Annotated in this window: 18 protein-coding genes; 11 read left to right on the top strand and 7 right to left on the bottom strand. The window is 29.1% G+C overall.

Features of this window, described 5'->3' with window-relative positions:
• Positions 1–7 precede the first annotated feature (7 nt).
• From Q0776_RS16655 to Q0776_RS16640, 4 genes are all read left to right on the top strand, one after another.
• Positions 8–568 (top strand): CopD family protein, encoded by a 561-nt coding sequence (locus tag Q0776_RS16655; RefSeq protein ID WP_298370789.1) that lies wholly within the window; start codon positions 8–10, stop codon positions 566–568.
• A 221-nt stretch (positions 569–789) separates the two neighbouring features.
• The gene (locus Q0776_RS16650) at positions 790–2,406 is read left to right on the top strand and encodes a thiamine pyrophosphate-dependent enzyme (RefSeq protein ID WP_298370788.1); all 1,617 of its coding nucleotides are present in this window, start codon (positions 790–792) and stop codon (positions 2,404–2,406) included.
• Between the two features lie 4 nt (positions 2,407–2,410).
• The gene (locus Q0776_RS16645) at positions 2,411–2,995 is read left to right on the top strand and encodes an indolepyruvate oxidoreductase subunit beta (RefSeq protein ID WP_298370787.1); all 585 of its coding nucleotides are present in this window, start codon (positions 2,411–2,413) and stop codon (positions 2,993–2,995) included.
• Positions 2,996–3,009: 14 nt separating this feature from the next.
• Positions 3,010–5,082, top strand: coding sequence for an acetate--CoA ligase (locus Q0776_RS16640; RefSeq protein ID WP_298370785.1), 2,073 nt, complete (start codon positions 3,010–3,012; stop codon positions 5,080–5,082).
• On the opposite strand, the gene Q0776_RS16635 is transcribed toward Q0776_RS16640, so the two are convergent.
• Both Q0776_RS16635 and recR read right to left on the bottom strand, forming a co-directional pair.
• Entirely contained in the window at positions 5,072–6,220 is a 1,149-nt protein-coding gene (locus Q0776_RS16635; protein ID WP_298370784.1) for a glycosyltransferase family 2 protein, read from the bottom strand. The genes Q0776_RS16640 and Q0776_RS16635 overlap by 11 nt on opposite strands.
• 4 nt (positions 6,221–6,224) lie before the next feature.
• Entirely contained in the window at positions 6,225–6,836 is a 612-nt protein-coding gene (gene recR, locus Q0776_RS16630; protein ID WP_298370783.1) for a recombination mediator RecR, read from the bottom strand.
• Positions 6,837–6,913: 77 nt separating this feature from the next.
• Here recR and Q0776_RS16625 point away from each other — a divergent pair, with 77 nt between their 5' ends.
• The 5 genes from Q0776_RS16625 (at position 6,914) to Q0776_RS16605 (ending at position 11,851) form a co-directional block, all read left to right on the top strand.
• Positions 6,914–8,377, top strand: a complete 1,464-nt coding sequence (locus Q0776_RS16625; RefSeq protein ID WP_298370781.1) for a sodium:solute symporter — start codon at positions 6,914–6,916, stop codon at positions 8,375–8,377.
• Between the two features lie 50 nt (positions 8,378–8,427).
• Positions 8,428–9,075: a pyridoxamine 5'-phosphate oxidase gene (pdxH, locus tag Q0776_RS16620; protein ID WP_298370778.1), complete on the top strand. Its 648-nt coding sequence runs from the start codon at positions 8,428–8,430 to the stop codon at positions 9,073–9,075.
• A 31-nt stretch (positions 9,076–9,106) separates the two neighbouring features.
• Positions 9,107–9,595 carry a histidine phosphatase family protein gene (locus tag Q0776_RS16615; protein WP_298370776.1) on the top strand — a complete coding sequence of 163 codons (489 nt, stop codon included), beginning with the start codon at positions 9,107–9,109 and terminating at the stop codon, positions 9,593–9,595.
• A gap of 4 nt (positions 9,596–9,599) precedes the next feature.
• Positions 9,600–10,496, top strand: a complete 897-nt coding sequence (locus tag Q0776_RS16610; protein WP_298370773.1) for a rod shape-determining protein — start codon at positions 9,600–9,602, stop codon at positions 10,494–10,496.
• A gap of 119 nt (positions 10,497–10,615) precedes the next feature.
• Positions 10,616–11,851: an OmpA family protein gene (locus tag Q0776_RS16605; protein ID WP_298370770.1), complete on the top strand. Its 1,236-nt coding sequence runs from the start codon at positions 10,616–10,618 to the stop codon at positions 11,849–11,851.
• A 44-nt stretch (positions 11,852–11,895) separates the two neighbouring features.
• Here the strand turns inward: Q0776_RS16605 and Q0776_RS16600 are convergent, their stop codons facing one another.
• The 3 genes from Q0776_RS16600 to lpxK are packed head-to-tail and all read right to left on the bottom strand — an operon-like array spanning position 11,896 to position 14,242.
• Positions 11,896–12,378: a thioredoxin family protein gene (locus Q0776_RS16600; RefSeq protein WP_298370767.1), complete on the bottom strand. Its 483-nt coding sequence runs from the start codon at positions 12,376–12,378 to the stop codon at positions 11,896–11,898.
• A gap of 45 nt (positions 12,379–12,423) precedes the next feature.
• Complete coding sequence (locus tag Q0776_RS16595; RefSeq protein WP_298370765.1) at positions 12,424–13,233, bottom strand: purine-nucleoside phosphorylase; 810 nt, start codon at positions 13,231–13,233, stop codon at positions 12,424–12,426.
• Complete coding sequence (lpxK, locus tag Q0776_RS16590; protein WP_298370762.1) at positions 13,205–14,242, bottom strand: tetraacyldisaccharide 4'-kinase; 1,038 nt, start codon at positions 14,240–14,242, stop codon at positions 13,205–13,207. Before lpxK ends, Q0776_RS16595 begins: the two co-directional genes overlap by 29 nt.
• Before the next feature lie 97 nt (positions 14,243–14,339).
• On the opposite strand from lpxK, the gene Q0776_RS16585 reads away from it, so the two are divergent.
• Both Q0776_RS16585 and Q0776_RS16580 read left to right on the top strand, forming a co-directional pair.
• On the top strand, positions 14,340–15,434 hold the full coding sequence (locus tag Q0776_RS16585; protein ID WP_298370759.1) for a Nif3-like dinuclear metal center hexameric protein: 1,095 nt from the start codon (positions 14,340–14,342) through the stop codon (positions 15,432–15,434).
• Between the two features lies 1 nt (position 15,435).
• Entirely contained in the window at positions 15,436–16,209 is a 774-nt protein-coding gene (locus tag Q0776_RS16580; RefSeq protein WP_298370756.1) for a C4-type zinc ribbon domain-containing protein, read from the top strand.
• Between the two features lie 51 nt (positions 16,210–16,260).
• Here the strand turns inward: Q0776_RS16580 and Q0776_RS16575 are convergent, their stop codons facing one another.
• Entirely contained in the window at positions 16,261–17,070 is an 810-nt protein-coding gene (locus Q0776_RS16575) for a class I SAM-dependent methyltransferase (RefSeq protein WP_298370753.1), read from the bottom strand.
• Between the two features lie 9 nt (positions 17,071–17,079).
• Positions 17,080–17,571, bottom strand: a complete 492-nt coding sequence (locus Q0776_RS16570; protein WP_298370750.1) for a hypothetical protein — start codon at positions 17,569–17,571, stop codon at positions 17,080–17,082.
• Positions 17,572–17,591: the final 20 nt, after the last annotated feature.

Below are 17,591 nucleotides of genomic sequence, written 5' to 3'. Positions count from 1 at the left end.
TTAAACTATGGATTATTTATATATTAAATCTCTTCATATCATATTTATCACAACCTGGTTTGCTGGCTTATTTTATATTGTTCGTCTTTTTATTTATTATAAAGAAGCCGAAGACAAGCCCCAATTAGAAAGGAATATTTTAAAAAATCAATATCAGCTAATGATAAAAAGATTGTGGTACATAATTACTTGGCCTTCTGCAGTTTTGGCAACTTGTTTTGCTATTTGGTTATTAATTTTACAACCTGCGTGGCTACAAACAAATTGGATGCTCATAAAATTAGGTTTTGTAATAGCCCTTTTTATTTATCACTGGTCTTGCCAAGTCATGTACAATCAAATTGAAAAAGGGCATTTAACGTATTCTTCTTTTACGCTTCGAATTTGGAATGAAGTTGCAACTATTATTTTATTTGCTTGTGTTTTTCTAGTAGTTTTAAAAAGTACATTTGATTGGATTTTTGGAGTTGTAGGTATTCTAGCGGTATCTATTTTACTAATGTTAGGTGTAAAATTGTATAAAAACATTCGAAAAAAAAGAAGCTGGGATAAAAATAAATCAAATTAAAAATTAGTAAACCCCTAAACCTAATATAAAAATATTGAATTCTCTATATAAGTTTACTTTCATTTATTGAATTTCCTTTAATTTTTTCAAGATATTTTTAAATAAAATTACATTGTAACTCATTGTTCTAAAATCAATTTCTGATTAAAATCATAGTTCACCCGAAAACGTTTTCGTAAATTTAATGTTGTTACAAAACAACTTTATATGCAATCTATTTTATGAAAACTCTTTTATTAGGAAACGAAGCTTTAGCTCAGGGAGCAATTGATGCCGGAATATCAGGTGTTTATGCTTATCCAGGAACCCCATCAACCGAAATAACAGAATATATCCAAAAATCCAAAACTGCAAAAGAACTTAAAATTCATTCCAAATGGTCTGTAAATGAAAAAACAGCTATGGAAGCCGCATTAGGAATGTCATATGCAGGAAAAAGAGTAATGACTGTTATGAAACATGTTGGTTTAAATGTTGCAGCCGATGTATTTATGAATATGGCTGTTTCGGGTATTAATGGGGGCTTAGTTGTGGTTGTTGCCGATGATCCTTCAATGCATTCCTCTCAAAATGAACAAGATTCTAGAAATTACGGTCGTTTTGCAATGATTCCTATTTTAGAACCTTCTAATCAGCAAGAAGTCTACGACATTACACGTTATGCTTTTGAACTATCTGAACAAATGGGGTTACCAATAATGATTCGTATGGTTACTAGATTGTCACATTCTAGAGCTGGAATTGTTACAGAAAAAAGAAAATTACAGAATGTAATTCATTTACCAAAAAATCCACATCAATTTCAGTTAATTCCAATGCATGCTCGTAATCAATATCAGCATTTAGTTGATATTCAAAGTAATTCAAGAGAAAGTTCAGCAAATAGTGTGTTCAACAAATATATTGACGGACCAAATACTTCAATGGGTATTATTGCCGCCGGAATAGCCTACAATTATATAAGAGAAAATTTTGAAGATGATGAATGTCCCTACCCTATTTTAAAAATTTCTCAATACCCAATGCCAAAAAAACAAGTAAAAAAACTTTTTGACACTTGTAAAAAAATTCTTGTATTAGAAGACGGAGCTCCTTTTATTGAAGAATTAGTTTCAGATTATTTAGGTGAAACTAAAAAAGTTATAGGAAGACTCACCGGACACGTTAATAGAGTTGGAGAACTAAATCCTGATAATATTGCAAAAGCATTAGGCTTTGCAGAACAAATAAATGAAGATATACCAAAAGTGGTAAAAGGAAGACCTCCTGAGCTGTGCGTTGGTTGCGCACATAGAGATTTATTCGAAGCAATTAATAAACTTAAAAGCGAAAATAACCAACAACAAGTGTTTGGAGATATTGGATGTTATGCCCTTGGAGTACTTCCTCCCTATCAAAGTATTAACACTTTAATTGATATGGGAGCTTCTATAACAATGGCTAAAGGCGCTTCAGATGCAGGGATTCATCCTTCAATTGCAATTATTGGGGACTCCACTTTTACACATTCTGGAATGACCGGACTTTTAGATGCTGTTATTGAAAACACACCAATAACAGTTATAATTTCCGATAATTCGGCTGTAGCAATGACCGGAGCACAAGATTCATCGGCTTCAGGAAGATTGGTAAGTATTTGTAAGGGGATTGGTGTTGACCAAAATCACTTAAAAATTATTACTCCTCTTCATAAAAACTTAGACAAAAACATTGACATAATTCGAAATGAAATTAATTACAATGGAGTTTCTGTAGTTATAGCTCAGCGCCCTTGCGTGCAACTTCCAAAAGAAAAAAAAGATAAATTAAAAGAACTTCAGAAGACGTTTTTAAACTAAAATTATGAAAACAAATATAATATTGGCAGGTGTTGGCGGACAAGGAATTTTAACCATTGCTGCAATTTTAGATATCGCAGCTTTAGCTTCAGGTTTAAACATAAAACAATCGGAGGTTCACGGAATGAGTCAACGTGGCGGAGCCGTTCAAAGTCATGTTCGTATTTCTGATAAAGAAATATTTTCAGATCTAATTCCACAAGGAAAAGCAGATATAATAATTTCTGTTGAACCTATGGAATTATTAAGGTATTTACCTTTTTTAAAAAAGAATGGACATTTAGTTACCGATAGTAATCCTTTTTTAAATATATTGAATTACCCTAAATTGGAAGAATTATATACCGAAATAAAATCGTTTCCAAACGCATTACTTATCGACGCCAAAGCAATTGCAAAAGAGCTAGGAAATTCTAAAGCAACAAATATTGTTTTATTAGGAGCAATAGCTCATTTATTACCATTAAGTGACGAAAGCCTTAAAGAAGCTATTAACACTTTATTTAGTAAAAAAGGAGCAAAAATTGTTTCTAAAAATATAGAAGCATTTAATAAAGGAAAGAAAATTGCTACTGAAAAAGCGTTATAAACACTAATTAAAATATGTTAAACGATAAACTACTGAACCCTAAAAGTATTGCTGTAATTGGTGCTTCAAATAATGTTTCCACTCCGGGAGGAAGTGTTTTAAGAAATTTAATAAAACATAAATTTAAAGGTGTATTGTATGCCGTAAACCCAAAAGAAAATAGTGTGCAAGGTATAAAATGTTATAACAATGCACATGAATTACCAAAAGTAGATTTGGCTATAATTGCCATTGCTTCAAAATATGTATTAGAAACTGTTCAAGTTTTAACTCAACATAAAAATACTAAAGGCTTTATAATTTATTCGGCTGGGTTTAGTGAAAAAGATGAAGAAGGAGCAAAATTAGAACAAGAAATAGTTAAGACTATAAAGGAAGTAAACGGAATATTACTTGGACCAAATAACATTGGTTTATTAAACCAAAACTACGCCGGAGTTTTTACGTTACCAATACCAAAAATAACTTCAAAAGGTGTTGATTTTATTTCTAGCTCAGGAGCAACTGCCGTTTTTATTATTGAAGCTGCCAAACGCACAGGTTTAACTTTTTCAAGTATATATTCTGTTGGAAATTCAGCACAAATTGGAGTTGAAGAAATTGTTGAACATTTAGACGAGATCTTTGACAAAGAAAAAAGTTCGAAAGTAAAATTACTTTATTTAGAGAGTGTTGTCAACCCAAAAAAATTATTAAAACATTGCATTTCTTTAGCTAAAAAGGGATGTAAAATTGCTGCGATAAAGGCCGGAAGCTCTAAAGCTGGTAGTAGAGCTGCAAGCTCACACACAGGAGCTTTGGCAAACTCCGATATTGCTGTAGATGCCCTATTTAAAAAAGCAGGTATTATACGATGTTATAGTAAATCTGAATTAATAACGGTTGCCTCTATTTTTATGCTTCCCAAGTTAAAAGGTAAAAATATTGCAATAATTACACACGCAGGAGGTCCGGCAATAATGCTTACCGATACACTTTCAAAAAACGGCTTAAAGGTTCCTAAAATTTCCAATATTAAAAGTGCTAAATTGTTAAAACAATTATATAATGGTTCTTCTGTTTCAAATCCAATTGATTTTTTAGCCACTGGCAATGCAGAACAATTAGGAATTATTATTGATTATTGCGAACATGAGTTTCCTGAAATTGATGCTATGGTTGTAATTTTTGGAAGTCCTGGATTGACGAATGTTTATGATGTTTACAATGTGCTTCACAATAAAATTAAAACTTGTAAAAAACCGGTTTTTTCGGTAATGCCTTCGATTGTAAATGTAAAAAATGAAATTGAAGAATTTATTTCAAAAGGAAATATAACTTTTTCTGATGAAGTGGATTTTGGAAATGCATTAGGGAAAATTTACAATTGTAAAAGGCCAAAATCAATTAAAAATTCAACTCAAAATACCGATATAAATACAATTAGAAAAATAATAAATAACTCTAACGATGGATATTTAACTCCTGAAAAAGTTAATAAAATACTTGAGGCAGTTGAAATCCCTGTGGTTCAACAAGTTATTTGTAAATCCAAAGAACTTTGCATACAAACCGCCAATAAAATGGGATTTCCATTAGTTATGAAAGTTGTTGGTCCAATTCATAAATCGGATGTTGGTGGTATAGTTTTAAACATAAATTCTGAACAAAACCTATTAAATTCTTTTAACGAATTGATGCAAATTAAAAATGCAACAGGTATTTTAATACAACCAATGAAAAAAGGCTTGGAATTGTTTATTGGCGTAAAAAAGGAAAGCAATTTTGGACATTTAATTATGTGTGGTTTGGGTGGCATTTACATAGAAGTTTTAAAAGATATTCAAATTAACCTTACTCCTGTTTCTAAAGATTTAGCTTTAGAAATGATTAAAAATTTAAAATCGTATAAAATTATTAAAGGAATTAGAAATCAAGAAGGAATTGACGAACTTAGATATGCTAATATTATTGAGAAAATCTCCACATTGGTAACAATTGCTCCTGAAATTATTGAATTAGATTTAAATCCACTTATAGGTAATTCTAAAGAAATTAATGTGGTTGATGCTAGAATAAGAATTGAAAAAAGTGTAATTATTCAATAATTTCAATTTGCCCTCTAATATTTGGGCAATTACTGCCTATTAAAAAATTAGTAGATTTTGGATGAATTTTAAATAAAACTTTTTCATTTTTTAACGCCTCAAAGTGTTCAATAATTTTTTTATTAGAAATTTGAGAGTTGTCAAAAACTATAGTATCTATTTTATTGTTTTTAATTAAAACTTTAATTCCTTCGTAATTATCTATTAACGCATCTTTAACAACCAAATATTTTTTATTAAGATGATGTACAATTACATCGTCATTTCCTAAATACAATAAATTAAATATAGGTTTTGAGTATGTTTTAACTTTTTTAAACTTTAAATACTTTAACAAGTACCAAAACTCAATTCCTAATCTCATAAAAAAATCGTAAACCAAATTAAGTTTAAAATGTTTTTTATAAAAAATTCGCATTGCATCATGAAAATAATTCAAATATTTTGAATCCTTATTTGTGCTTTCGCCCTTAAAATGAATGATTTTTGTTTTGGGGAAGTAATAATTTTGATATCCTTTATTTAGTAATTTTATGCTTAAGTCAATATCCTCTCCATACATAAAATAATCCTCATTAAAACCATTAACTTCATTAAAAACATCACGTTTTATAAACATAAAAGCACCAGAAGCAACATCCATTACACCCGATTCGTTTTCTTCTAAATGAGTAGCATAATATTTACCAGTTCTTTTACTTGAAATACCAAAGAGTTTGTTAAACGAAACACTCGGAGTTGGAATTCCTCTTTTACTTTCGGGAGCAAATTCTCCGGATCCATCAATTAATTTTACACCTAAAACGCCTAAATTTTGTTTGTTAATGTAAAAATTAAAAATTTTATCAAGTGTATCCTCGGCTATAATGGTATCAGGATTTAAAATTAACAAATAATCTCCAGTCGCTGCTTTTACTCCTTGATTATTTGCTTTTGAAAAACCTATGTTTTCACTATTTTCGATTAATCTAACATTTGAAAATTTCTTTTTTACAACAGCACAAGAATCGTCCTCTGAATTATTATCAACAACAATAATTTCTACTTTTAAATTTTTGGACGCTTCATTTATACTTAAAATGCATTGTTCCAAAAAATACTGAACATTATAGCTAATTATTATTACCGAAATATCCATAAATTTATAAGGAATTTTCGAATGGAATTCTATTTAAAATACTTCTACCTAAAGTAACCTCATCGGCATATTCCAGTTCATCACCTACTGCTATTCCTCGAGCAATGGTAGATGTTTTAACTCCTAACTTTTCTATTTGTTTAAAAATGTAAAAATTTGTTGTATCACCTTCAATAGTTGAGCTTAAAGCAAAAATAACTTCTTTAACAACACCTTCTTTTATTTTTTCAACTAAGCTTTCTATAGTTAAATTTTGAGGTCCCACACCTTCAATAGGAGAAATTTTACCTCCTAAAACATGATATAAACCTTTAAATTGAGCCGTATTTTCTATAGCCATTACATCTCTAACATCTTCTACAACACAAATTACCTCTTCATTTCTTAATGGGTTCGAACAAATATCACAAACTTCAATATCAGAAATATTATGACATTTTTTACATAATTTAATTTCGTCAACTAAATTATTTAAAGCCTTTGATAATTGATGTGTTTGATTACTTGGTTGCTTTAATAAATGTAAAACCAATCTAAGAGCTGTTCTTTTTCCAATCCCTGGCAATTGGGATACTTCATTTACAGCATTTTCTAAAAGTTTGGATGAAAAATTCATTTAGCAAATGTACAATTTCAAACGATATTCTCAATAAATTTACTTTCTTTGTTATCTAACAAATTTCACATAAATAAATGCAACCTATATACATACTATCACTTATCATAATTTATTTCTTTGTACTTCTTACAATAGCCTATTTTACAGGAAAAAATGATAGTAACGACACCTTTTTTAAAGCAAATAAAAAGTCGCCTTGGTATATTGTAGCTTTTGGAATGATTGGAGCTTCTCTTTCTGGTGTAACTTTTATTTCTGTTCCCGGATGGGTGCAAAGCTCGCAGTTTAGTTATATGCAAGTTGTAATTGGTTATTTATTTGGTTATTTGGTAATTGCATATGTGTTAATTCCTATTTATTATAAAATAAAAGTTACATCCATTTATGAATTCTTAAAGCATCGATTTGGACCAACATCCCATAAAACTGGAGCATTTTTCTTTTTTGTATCAAGAGTTTTAGGTGCTTCGTTTAGATTATTTTTAGTTGCCTCAGTATTACAATATTTTATTTTCGATGCTTGGAATATTCCTTTTGAAGTTACTGTTATTTTATCCATTTTACTTATTTGGATTTACACATTTAAAGGTGGAATAAAAACCATTGTTTGGACCGATACTTTGCAAACTTTATTTATGCTTATTGCTGTTGTTGCCACCATTATTATAATAGTTAACGGTTTAAACTTATCCTTTTCTGAAATAATATCGTCTCCTGAATTTGAGAAATACAGTAAAATTGTTTTTACCGATGACTTTAACGATAAAAAGTATTTTATAAAATCGTTTTTAGGAGGAATGTTTATTGCAATAGCAATGACAGGTTTAGACCAAGATATGATGCAAAAAAATCTAACATGTAAAAACACTAAAGAAGCCCAATGGAATGTTATATCGTTGGGTGTAGTTCTAATATTTGTAAACTTTGTTTTTTTAACTCTTGGCGCATTATTATTTATTTATGCTCAAAAAATGGGAATTGCAATACCAATGGTTGATGGCAATGTAAAAACAGATTTACTTTTTCCTGAAATAGCTTTAAATGGAAACTTAGGGATTTCGATAGGTATAATTTTTGTATTAGGCTTAATAGCAGCCGCCTATTCTAGTGCTGACAGTGCACTAACATCGCTAACTACATCATATTGTATCGATTTTTTAGATATTGAAAACAAAGAACAATCAAAACAAAAAGCAATTCGTAAAAGAACACATATCGTTATATCGGCTATTCTGGTAATAGTAATTGTTATTTTTAAATATGTTTTGGAAGACAATGTAATAAGTAGTGTTCTTCAAGTTGCATCTTATACTTATGGACCGCTATTGGGCTTATTTGCATTTGGTATTTTTACCAATATTAACATTAAGGATAAATATGTTTGGTTAATTGCTATTTTCTCTGTTGTAGCAACCTATTTTTTAAACAAATATTCCATTAATTTATTTAATGGTTATATTTTTGGCTATGAGCTGTTAATAGTAAATGGTTTAATAACATTTATTGGTCTACTTTCTATAAAAAAAACGAATTCGTAAAAAATTAATAAATGAATTTAATCCTATAAAAGAATTTTTATTTTTGCTTTATGGAAAACGATTTAAGTAATTACAGACGAAACTATCAGAAAGTTGAACTTTCAATGAATGATATTTCCGACAATCCAATGGAACTTTTTCAAAAGTGGTTTTATGAAGTTGAAGAATATGGAGGTGATGTTGAATCAAATGCAATGACCATTTCAACAATAGGTTTGGATGGTTTTCCTAAATCTCGAGCAGTATTATTAAAAAAATATACTTGGGAAGGTTTTATATTTTATACCAATTATAATAGCGAAAAAGGAAAAGCTATTGAAAACAATCCAAATGTTTGTTTATCATTTTTGTGGCATAATATAGAACGCCAAGTCATAATTAAAGGAGTTGCCGAAAAAATTTCAGAAAATTTATCCGATGGTTATTTTGAATCAAGACCAGATGGTAGCAAATTAGGAGCTTGGGCTTCGGATCAAAGTGAACCAGTAGCATCTAGAAAATATTTAGACGACCGCCTAAGCCTCTTCGAAAAACAATTTGAAAATAAAGAAATTACAAGACCAAAACATTGGGGTGGTTATATTGTAAGACCAATAAGTATGGAGTTTTGGCAAGGAAGACCAAATAGAATGCACGACAGAATAAGATACACCCTACAAGAAGATTTTAATTGGAAAATTGAAAGATTAGCTCCTTAAATTATTTATATTTGAAATTCAACAAAGCAAAATGAAAACACTTTATATTGTAAGACACGCTAAATCCTCATGGGAATATGAAGGAATTAAAGACATTGATAGGCCTTTAAAAAAACGCGGAATTAATGATGCTTATTTGATTTCAAATGTTTTAAACAAAAAAATTGCTACCCCCGATGTATTTGTATCGAGTTGTGCTAATAGAGCATTGCATACTGGAATGATTTTTAGCTATACTTTTAATTACCCTTTGGCAAATCTTAAAATAAGTAAATCACTATATAACTTTAGTGATGGTTACCTAATAAAAACTGTTAAAGCTTTAGATGACAGTTTTGATTCTGCCATTATTTTTAGCCATGATCATGGCATTAATACATTTGTAAATAAATTTGGTAATAAACAAATAAACCACGTACCCACATGTGGAGTTATTGGAATAAAATTTGACATTAACCATTGGAAAAATATTAAATCAGGAAATACTTTTTTAACCGAATTCCCAAAAAACTATAAATAATTAAATGTTGAAAATTGAAAAACTTGCAGGTATAGATATAGGTTCAAACGCTATTAGATTATTAGTTACTAACGTAATTACCCATAAAAAAGATGGACCACCAAGTTTTAAAAAATCCGCATTAGTAAGAGTTCCTATAAGATTAGGAGCCGACACTTTTATAAAAGGTTTTATTTCAGAAGCAAACAAAAATAGAATGATTGAAGCTATGCAAGCTTTTAAACTACTAATGAATGTACATGGAGTAGAAAACTATTATGCTTGTGCTACATCAGCAATGAGAGAAGCTACAAATGGAAATGAGGTTGTTGATGAAATTTTTGAAAAAACAGGTATAAAAATAAATATTATAAATGGTAAAAAAGAAGCCGCAATAATTTTTTCAACTGACCTAAGTAGTTTAATTGAAAGTGACAAATCTTATGTATATGTTGATGTTGGAGGTGGAAGCACAGAAATAACAATTTTTTCAAATGGTAAAATTGTCAACTCTAAATCATTTAAAATAGGTACAGTTCGTTTGCTTAATAAACAAAAATCATTTGAACATATATGGGAAAATATGGAAGTATGGATTAAATCTAATACTTTAAACTTAAAAAAGGTTTCACTTATAGGATCTGGAGGAAACATAAATAAACTATTTAAATTATCAGGAAAACCAATTGGAAAGCCATTATCTAATATTTACTTAAAATCACAGTTTTATTTCCTTAAAAAAATGACTTATGATGAAAGAATTTCAGAATTAGATTTAAACCCTGATAGAGCCGATGTTATAATACCGGCAACAAAAATATATTTATCAGCTATGAAATGGAGCAACGCAAAAAAAATATATGTCCCTAAAATTGGGCTTGCAGATGGTATTGTAAAAAGCTTGTATTTAAAAAAAATATAACGAATAATAATTAAAAATGATTTTTTTTCATTAAATTGTGACTAACCAAAAAATTGTGTGTCAAAATAACAAGTGTTTAGAAATTCTAAATATTATTAACCTTATTAAATACATGAAAAATGAAAAAACTATTATTTTCAATTACGCTTTTAGTCTTTGGAGCGAGTGCTTATTCTCAAGACTTGCCAACAAACCCAGAACCAGGAAAATGTTATGTACGTTGTAAAACTCCAGATGTTTGGAAAAACCAAGACGTTACAATTGAAACTCAGGCTGCCTACAAAACAATTTCAACTATTCCAGCTACTTACAAAACAATTACAGAAAGAGTACTTGTTAAAGAAGCTAGTCAAAAATTAGTAGTAGTTCCTGCTGTATACGAAACAAGAGACGTTGTAGTGGTTGTTAAAGAGGCTAGTTACAGATTAGAAGCTATCCCTGGAACATTTGGATCAGAAACTTTAACTTATACTGCAAAAGAAGATGGTTCAAAATTAAGCGTTAGTCCTGCTACGTTTAGATCAGACTCAGAGACAATTGAAATTAAACCAGCTTCAGCTACTTGGCAAATGAGTGATGTTGCTCCTGATTGTCAATCTAGTGATCCTAACGATTGTAGATACTGGTGTTACAAGCCAATTCCTGCGGAATATGTAACAATTTCTAAAACTTTATTAGATAGAGATGCTTCTACAAGTAGAACTTCAGTGCCAGGTTTTACAAAAACATATAAGAAAACGGTAGTTGCAAATAAACCATCAACTAGAAGAGTTGAAATTCCAGAAGTAACAAAAGTTGTTAAAAAAACAGTTATGGTTACTCCTCCAACTACAAGAATTGTTGAAATTCCTGCAGAATATGCAACTATTTCAAAAGTTATTTTAGATAAAGATGCAAGTTTTGTAGAGAAAAATGTTCCTGCTCAATACAAAACTGTTACAAAAGAAGTTCTTGTTCAAAAAGGTGGTTTAACTACTTGGAAAGAAGTTGATTGTAAATTAACTGAAGCTAGTATTTTACCAATTAACTGGAATTTAGGAAGTGCTACTTTAACTGCTGAAGCAAAAAGAATAATTGATACTCGTTTATTACCTGTGTTAAAAACTGGAGTAGCAGTTGCACTTGAATCTCATACAGATTCTAGAGGTTCTAAAGAAAGTAACCAAGATTTATCTGAAAGAAGAGCAATGGCTGTTTCTAACTACTTAATTTCAAAAGGAATTAATGCTAGTCAATTAACTGCTAATGGTTTTGGTGAAAATAGATTAACAAACAGATGTTCTGATGGTGTTTCTTGTACTGAAAGAGAGCATAGAGCAAATAGAAGAACTACATTTAGAGTTGTAAATCAATAAAAATAAATACACACAATAAAAAAACCGCCAATTGGCGGTTTTTTTTATTCTAAGTTTTTAATATTTTCTTTAAAAAAAGAATAATGATAACTTGTTTCGCGCATTAAATTATATCCTTTTAACCTACCTAGTTCCTTTTCTTTAGGATCTAAAATTACAACTGTAGGATATGTTTTAATACCAAAAGTTTCTTTTAGTTTTGAATTATCATTTTTTTGAGATTTTGAAATTAAATCTTTATTTCTTGGAAAATTAGCTTCATATAAAATAAACTCTTCTTCACTTAATTTTTTAAATTTTTCAGTTTTAAAAACATCAGAAACAAGCATTTTACAAGGCCCACACCAATCCGAACCAGTGAAAAATATAAGAATTGGTTTGTTTTCAGATTTAGCCAACTTTTTCACTTTCGAATAATCTTCTTGCCAATGAGCTATTTCTTCTATATTTTCATTAAAACTTTCTTGAGCTTTCAATGATCCTAGAATTCCAAAAGCAACAAAACAACTTATAATAATTTTCTTCATTTTAAATCAACTATTTTTTTAACAACCTCTAAAATAATGCCATATTTACAATTTTACAAATTCTTCTACCAATTTACCAACTACTTTTTCAGATATTTTGGCTACTTTTTGCACCTCTTCATGTGAAACTTCTTCTACCAAACCTTCAATCCCCAAATCTGTAATAACAGATATTCCAAAACATTCCATACCCATATGTTTCGCTACAATTACTTCTGGCACTGTAGACATTCCAACAGTATCAGCTCCTAATATTTTTACCATTTTATACTCTGCAGGAGTTTCAAAAGTTGGGCCTTGTAATGCTAAATAAATTCCTTTATGGATTTTAATATCCAATTTCTTAGCTACAATATCCATTTTTGAAATCATAGCTTTGCTGTAAGCTTCGTGCATATCTACAAAGCGAGGCCCAAAACGCTCGTCGTTTTTTCCATTAAGTGGATGTTCTGGCATCATATTAATATGGTCTGTAATAACCATTATATCACCAACTTTAAAATTTGGATTAACTCCACCTGATGCATTTGAAACTATCAATTTTTCAACACCCAAATATTTCATTACTCTTACGGGAAAAACAGTTTCTTGCATTGTCCAACCTTCATAATAATGGAAACGTCCACGCATAGCAATAATTGTTTTGTCTCCTATTTTACCATAAATTAATTCACCTGAATGTCCTTCAACTGTAGAAACTGGAAAGTTTAAAATTTCTTCATAAGGTATTGCAATTCTTATATCAATTTTATCAACCAAGTTTCCCAAACCTGTACCTAAAATAACACCAAAGTCTGGAGCTTTTATTCCTTTATTCTTTAAAAAATTAACTGTTTCTTGAACTTTGTTCCACATATCTTTTTATAATTTTATTAAAATCGTTTGAATGATTTAAAAATTCTGTTTTAATTGAAATATAGTGTAAGTTTTCTATCTTATCAAAGATACGTACATAATCCTTTTCTGTTGTCAATAATAATTTATTTTTTGAAACTACTGCATCAAATTTTTCTGATATTGTTTTTAAATCATCTTCATTAAAATTATAATGATCTGGATATTTCAAATGCGTAAACCTAACATCCATATTATGTAAATAATCTAATAACGGTGTTGGATTCGCAATACCTGTAACAAGTACAACCTCCTTTTCTTTTAATTCTTTTATTAAAAATTTAGATGAACCTTTAATTTCATCACTATAAGAAATTGTGGTGAAAAATACAGTTTGATACAAAGTTGGTTTCAATTTCTTAGCTATTTGAAACTGCTCCACTTCTGAAAGTGAATTTGGACATTTTGTAACAATAATTATTTGAGCTCTTTTGGCTCCAGATGTGTTTTCTCTTAAATTTCCTGCAGGCAATAATGAATCGTCTATATATAAATCGTTATAAGGAGTAAGCAAAATATTTAACCCTCCTTCAACTTTTCTATGTTGAAATGCGTCATCTAATAAAACAACATCTGGTGGATTATTAAGGTTTTCTAATTGATTTATTCCATTTGTTCTATCAGAATCAACCGCAATAATTACATTTTCAAACTTTTTATAATACTGAAAAGGTTCATCTCCTATTAAATCTGAGTTTGATTTTTCATCAGCAATTATAAAACCCTTACTTTTTCTTTTATATCCACGACTTAAAACCGCCAATTTACAATCAGCTTTTAACAATCTAATTAAATATTCTATTTGAGGAGTTTTCCCTGTACCGCCAACACTTAAATTCCCAACAACAATTACCGGAGTTTCAAATTTTGTTGAATTAAACACATGTTTATCATAAAGCACATTTCTAATACTTGTAATAAAATCGTATAAAAATGAAAAAGGATACGCTATTTTTCTTAAAGTTTTCACTAAAAGCGAAAATACAAAACAAATTATAATAATTATGCTTAAAATCTTTAACTTTATAATGTAAAAATTACCTTTGTTTTAGAATTATTTTGAAATTATGACTATAAGAGATATTACCAATTGTATTGAAGAAATTGCTCCATTAAATTATGCTGAAGGTTTTGATAATGTAGGGTTACTAATAGGAAACTACAATACAAAAGTATCAGCAGTTTTGGTTACCCTTGACGCCTTAGAAAATGTAGTAGATGAAGCTATTGAAAAACATTGTAATTTAATTGTTAGTTTTCATCCTATTATTTTTTCAGGATTAAAAAAAATTAATGGAAATAGTTATGTAGAACGCGTAGTATTGAAAGCCATTAAAAATGATATTGCAATTTATGCTATGCACACGGCTTTAGACAATTCAACGCAAGGAGTTAATGCCAAAATTTGTGAAGTATTAGGGTTAAAAAATAAATCCATTTTAATTCCTCAAAAAAATACAATAAAAAAGCTTACAACTTATGCCCCTGCAGAAAATGCCGAAATGGTTAGAAATGCACTTTTTAAAGCAGGGGCTGGAACCATTGGTAATTATGACAATTGTAGTTATAACACAGAAGGTTTTGGCACATATAGAGGAAATGATGATTCCAATCCTACAATTGGAAAGAAAGGAGAATTTCATATTGAAAATGAAACTTTTATTAGTGTAATATTTGAAAAACACAAAGAGAACAACATATTAAAAACTCTTTTTAATGCACATCCGTATGAAGAAGTTGCATACGACATTGTTTCGTTAGACAATTTTAATCAAGATATTGGAATGGGAATGGTTGGAGAACTTTCCGAAGAAATATCAGAACTTGAATTTTTAAATAAACTTAAAAAAACTATGAATGCTAAAGGAATTAGACATTCTAAATTTTTAAATAAACCAATTAATAAAGTTGCCGTATTAGGTGGTTCTGGAAGTTTTGCCATAAAAAATGCTATAAAAGCAAATGCAGATATTTATGTTACTTCCGATATAAAATATCATGAATTTTATTTAGCTGAGAACAAGATACTTATTGCTGATATTGGCCATTTTGAAAGTGAACAATTCACAAAAAATCTTTTAGTTGACATACTTACAAAAAAATTTCCTAATTTTGCAATCATTTTATCGGAAAAAAACACAAATCCAATTTATTACTTATAATATGGCTAAAAATAAAGAAGTTACTGTTGAAGAAAAGTTAAGAGCTCTTTACGACCTACAATTAATAGACTCAAGAGTTGATGAAATTAAAAATGTAAGAGGAGAACTACCTTTAGAAATAGAAGATTTAGAAGATGAAATAGTTGGTCTTAACAAAAGACTTTCTAACTTAGATGAAGACGTTTCAAATCTTAAGAATGATATTAGCGCCAAAAAAATGGTAATTGAAGAAGCTAAAACTTTAGTTAAAAAATACGCTGAACAACAAAAAAAGGTTCGTAATAATAGAGAATTCAATTCTTTAAGTAAAGAAACAGAATATCAAGAACTAGAAATTGAATTAGCTGAAAAGAGAATTAAAGAATTCAAAGCTAAAATTGAGCAAAAAAACGAAGTAATTGCTGCCACCAAAGAAAATATTGCTAGACAAGAAGATTTATTAAAACATAAATCTGACGAGTTAAACGATATAATGGGTGACACAGTAAAAGAAGAAGAATTATTACTTAAAAAATCAGCTGAATATGCTGAATTAATTGACGACCATTTATTAAAAGCTTATAATCGAATTCGTTCAACTGTAAAAAATGGTTTAGCTGTTGTATCGATTGAAAGAGGAGCTTCAGGTGGTTCATTTTTCACAATTCCACCTCAACGTCAAGTTGAAATTGCAAGTCGTAAAAAAATTATTACAGATGAGCATAGTGGTAGAATTTTAGTTGATGGAGCTTTAGCGGAAGAAGAAAAAACAAAAATTGATAATTTATTAAATTAAGTTTTTAAATAAATTAAGAAATAAAAAAGGCTTCCAAATTGGAAGCCTTTTTTATTTCTTAACTGCTCTTATAGAATACAGCAAGGGAAATAATCGTTGATCTTCTTGTAAAACATACATGCCATTTTTCGTTTTTTGCATATTTGGAAAGGTGTTATATGGCGACTCCTCAAACTCATGTAAAAATTCAATTATAAGTCCTGCAGAAGTTAAGGCTGTTATCACTTCTCCTAGCCCATGATTCCAACCATACTCTTTGCTTATTATATCGGCATCATTATTTGTGTATGTTCCTTTGTATTCCTCGTAAATAGCTTCTACATTCAAATAAGGGTATTTTAATTTTGGAGGAGTTTGTAAAAAATCGAACATCCAAACAATTGGATGGAATTCAATTAAATAAAAAACACCTCCTTTTTTAAGTTTGCTTGCAATTATTTCTCCCCAAGTTTTTAAATCAGGAAGCCATCCTACTACTCCATATGAAGTAAAAACAATGTCAAACTTTTCTTCTACACTATTTGGAACATCGTATAAGTTACTTTCAATAAACGTTGCATTTAACCCCAACTCATCATTTAATTTCACAGCCTCAGCAATTCCTTTATCCGATAAATCAATTCCTGTACATTTTGCTCCTAACCTACTCCAACTTAAAGTATCCAATCCAAAATGACATTGTAAATGTAATAGAGACTTCCCTTTTACATCTCCTAATTCTTCTAATTCATAAGAATTTAAAGATGTTTTTCCTTTTTTAAAAGAATCGACATCATAAAATTTTGATTTTTTATGAATATCAACTTTTTTATTCCAAGTTTCTTTATTTACACTAAAAATTTCTTTTATATTTTCTTTCATTGTATTAATCTAGTTCTTTAACAATATAATAAAAAACCATAGTATTGGAATTGACTCTACCCAAAAACTCGTATAATATCTAGATTTATGAATTGAGGAAAACCACAAAAACAGTCCTGTAATTATTGAAATAATTACTTCAGCAATTAAATATTGATTACTTCTAATTCCCAAAAAAACAAAAAATATAAGAGCAATTATACCAACTTTCTTTGCATTTGAAATACCTAATAACTGAGGTAACGTTTTTAAAGTTTCAATATCTGAATCTAAATCTCTTATATCAAAAGGTATAGTAATTGCCAATAAAATTAAAAATCTTTTCAAAAATTCTAAAATAACAAAAGTATCAATTGGAATTGAAGCTTCAGCAACTGGAAATAACACTGAAATTCCTGCCCAAGAAATAGCAATACTAAAAATTTTAAGACTTGGAAAATACCTAAAAGAAAAATGAGTATTCTTTGTTTTAAATATAGGAATTACATAAAAAAAAGTCATTAAAGTAAATGGAAAAAGAA

It is taken from the genome of uncultured Lutibacter sp., from assembly GCF_947495725.1.
Classification (GTDB): Bacteria; Bacteroidota; Bacteroidia; order Flavobacteriales; family Flavobacteriaceae; genus Lutibacter.
This window is presented reverse-complemented; position numbering and strand designations above follow the sequence as displayed.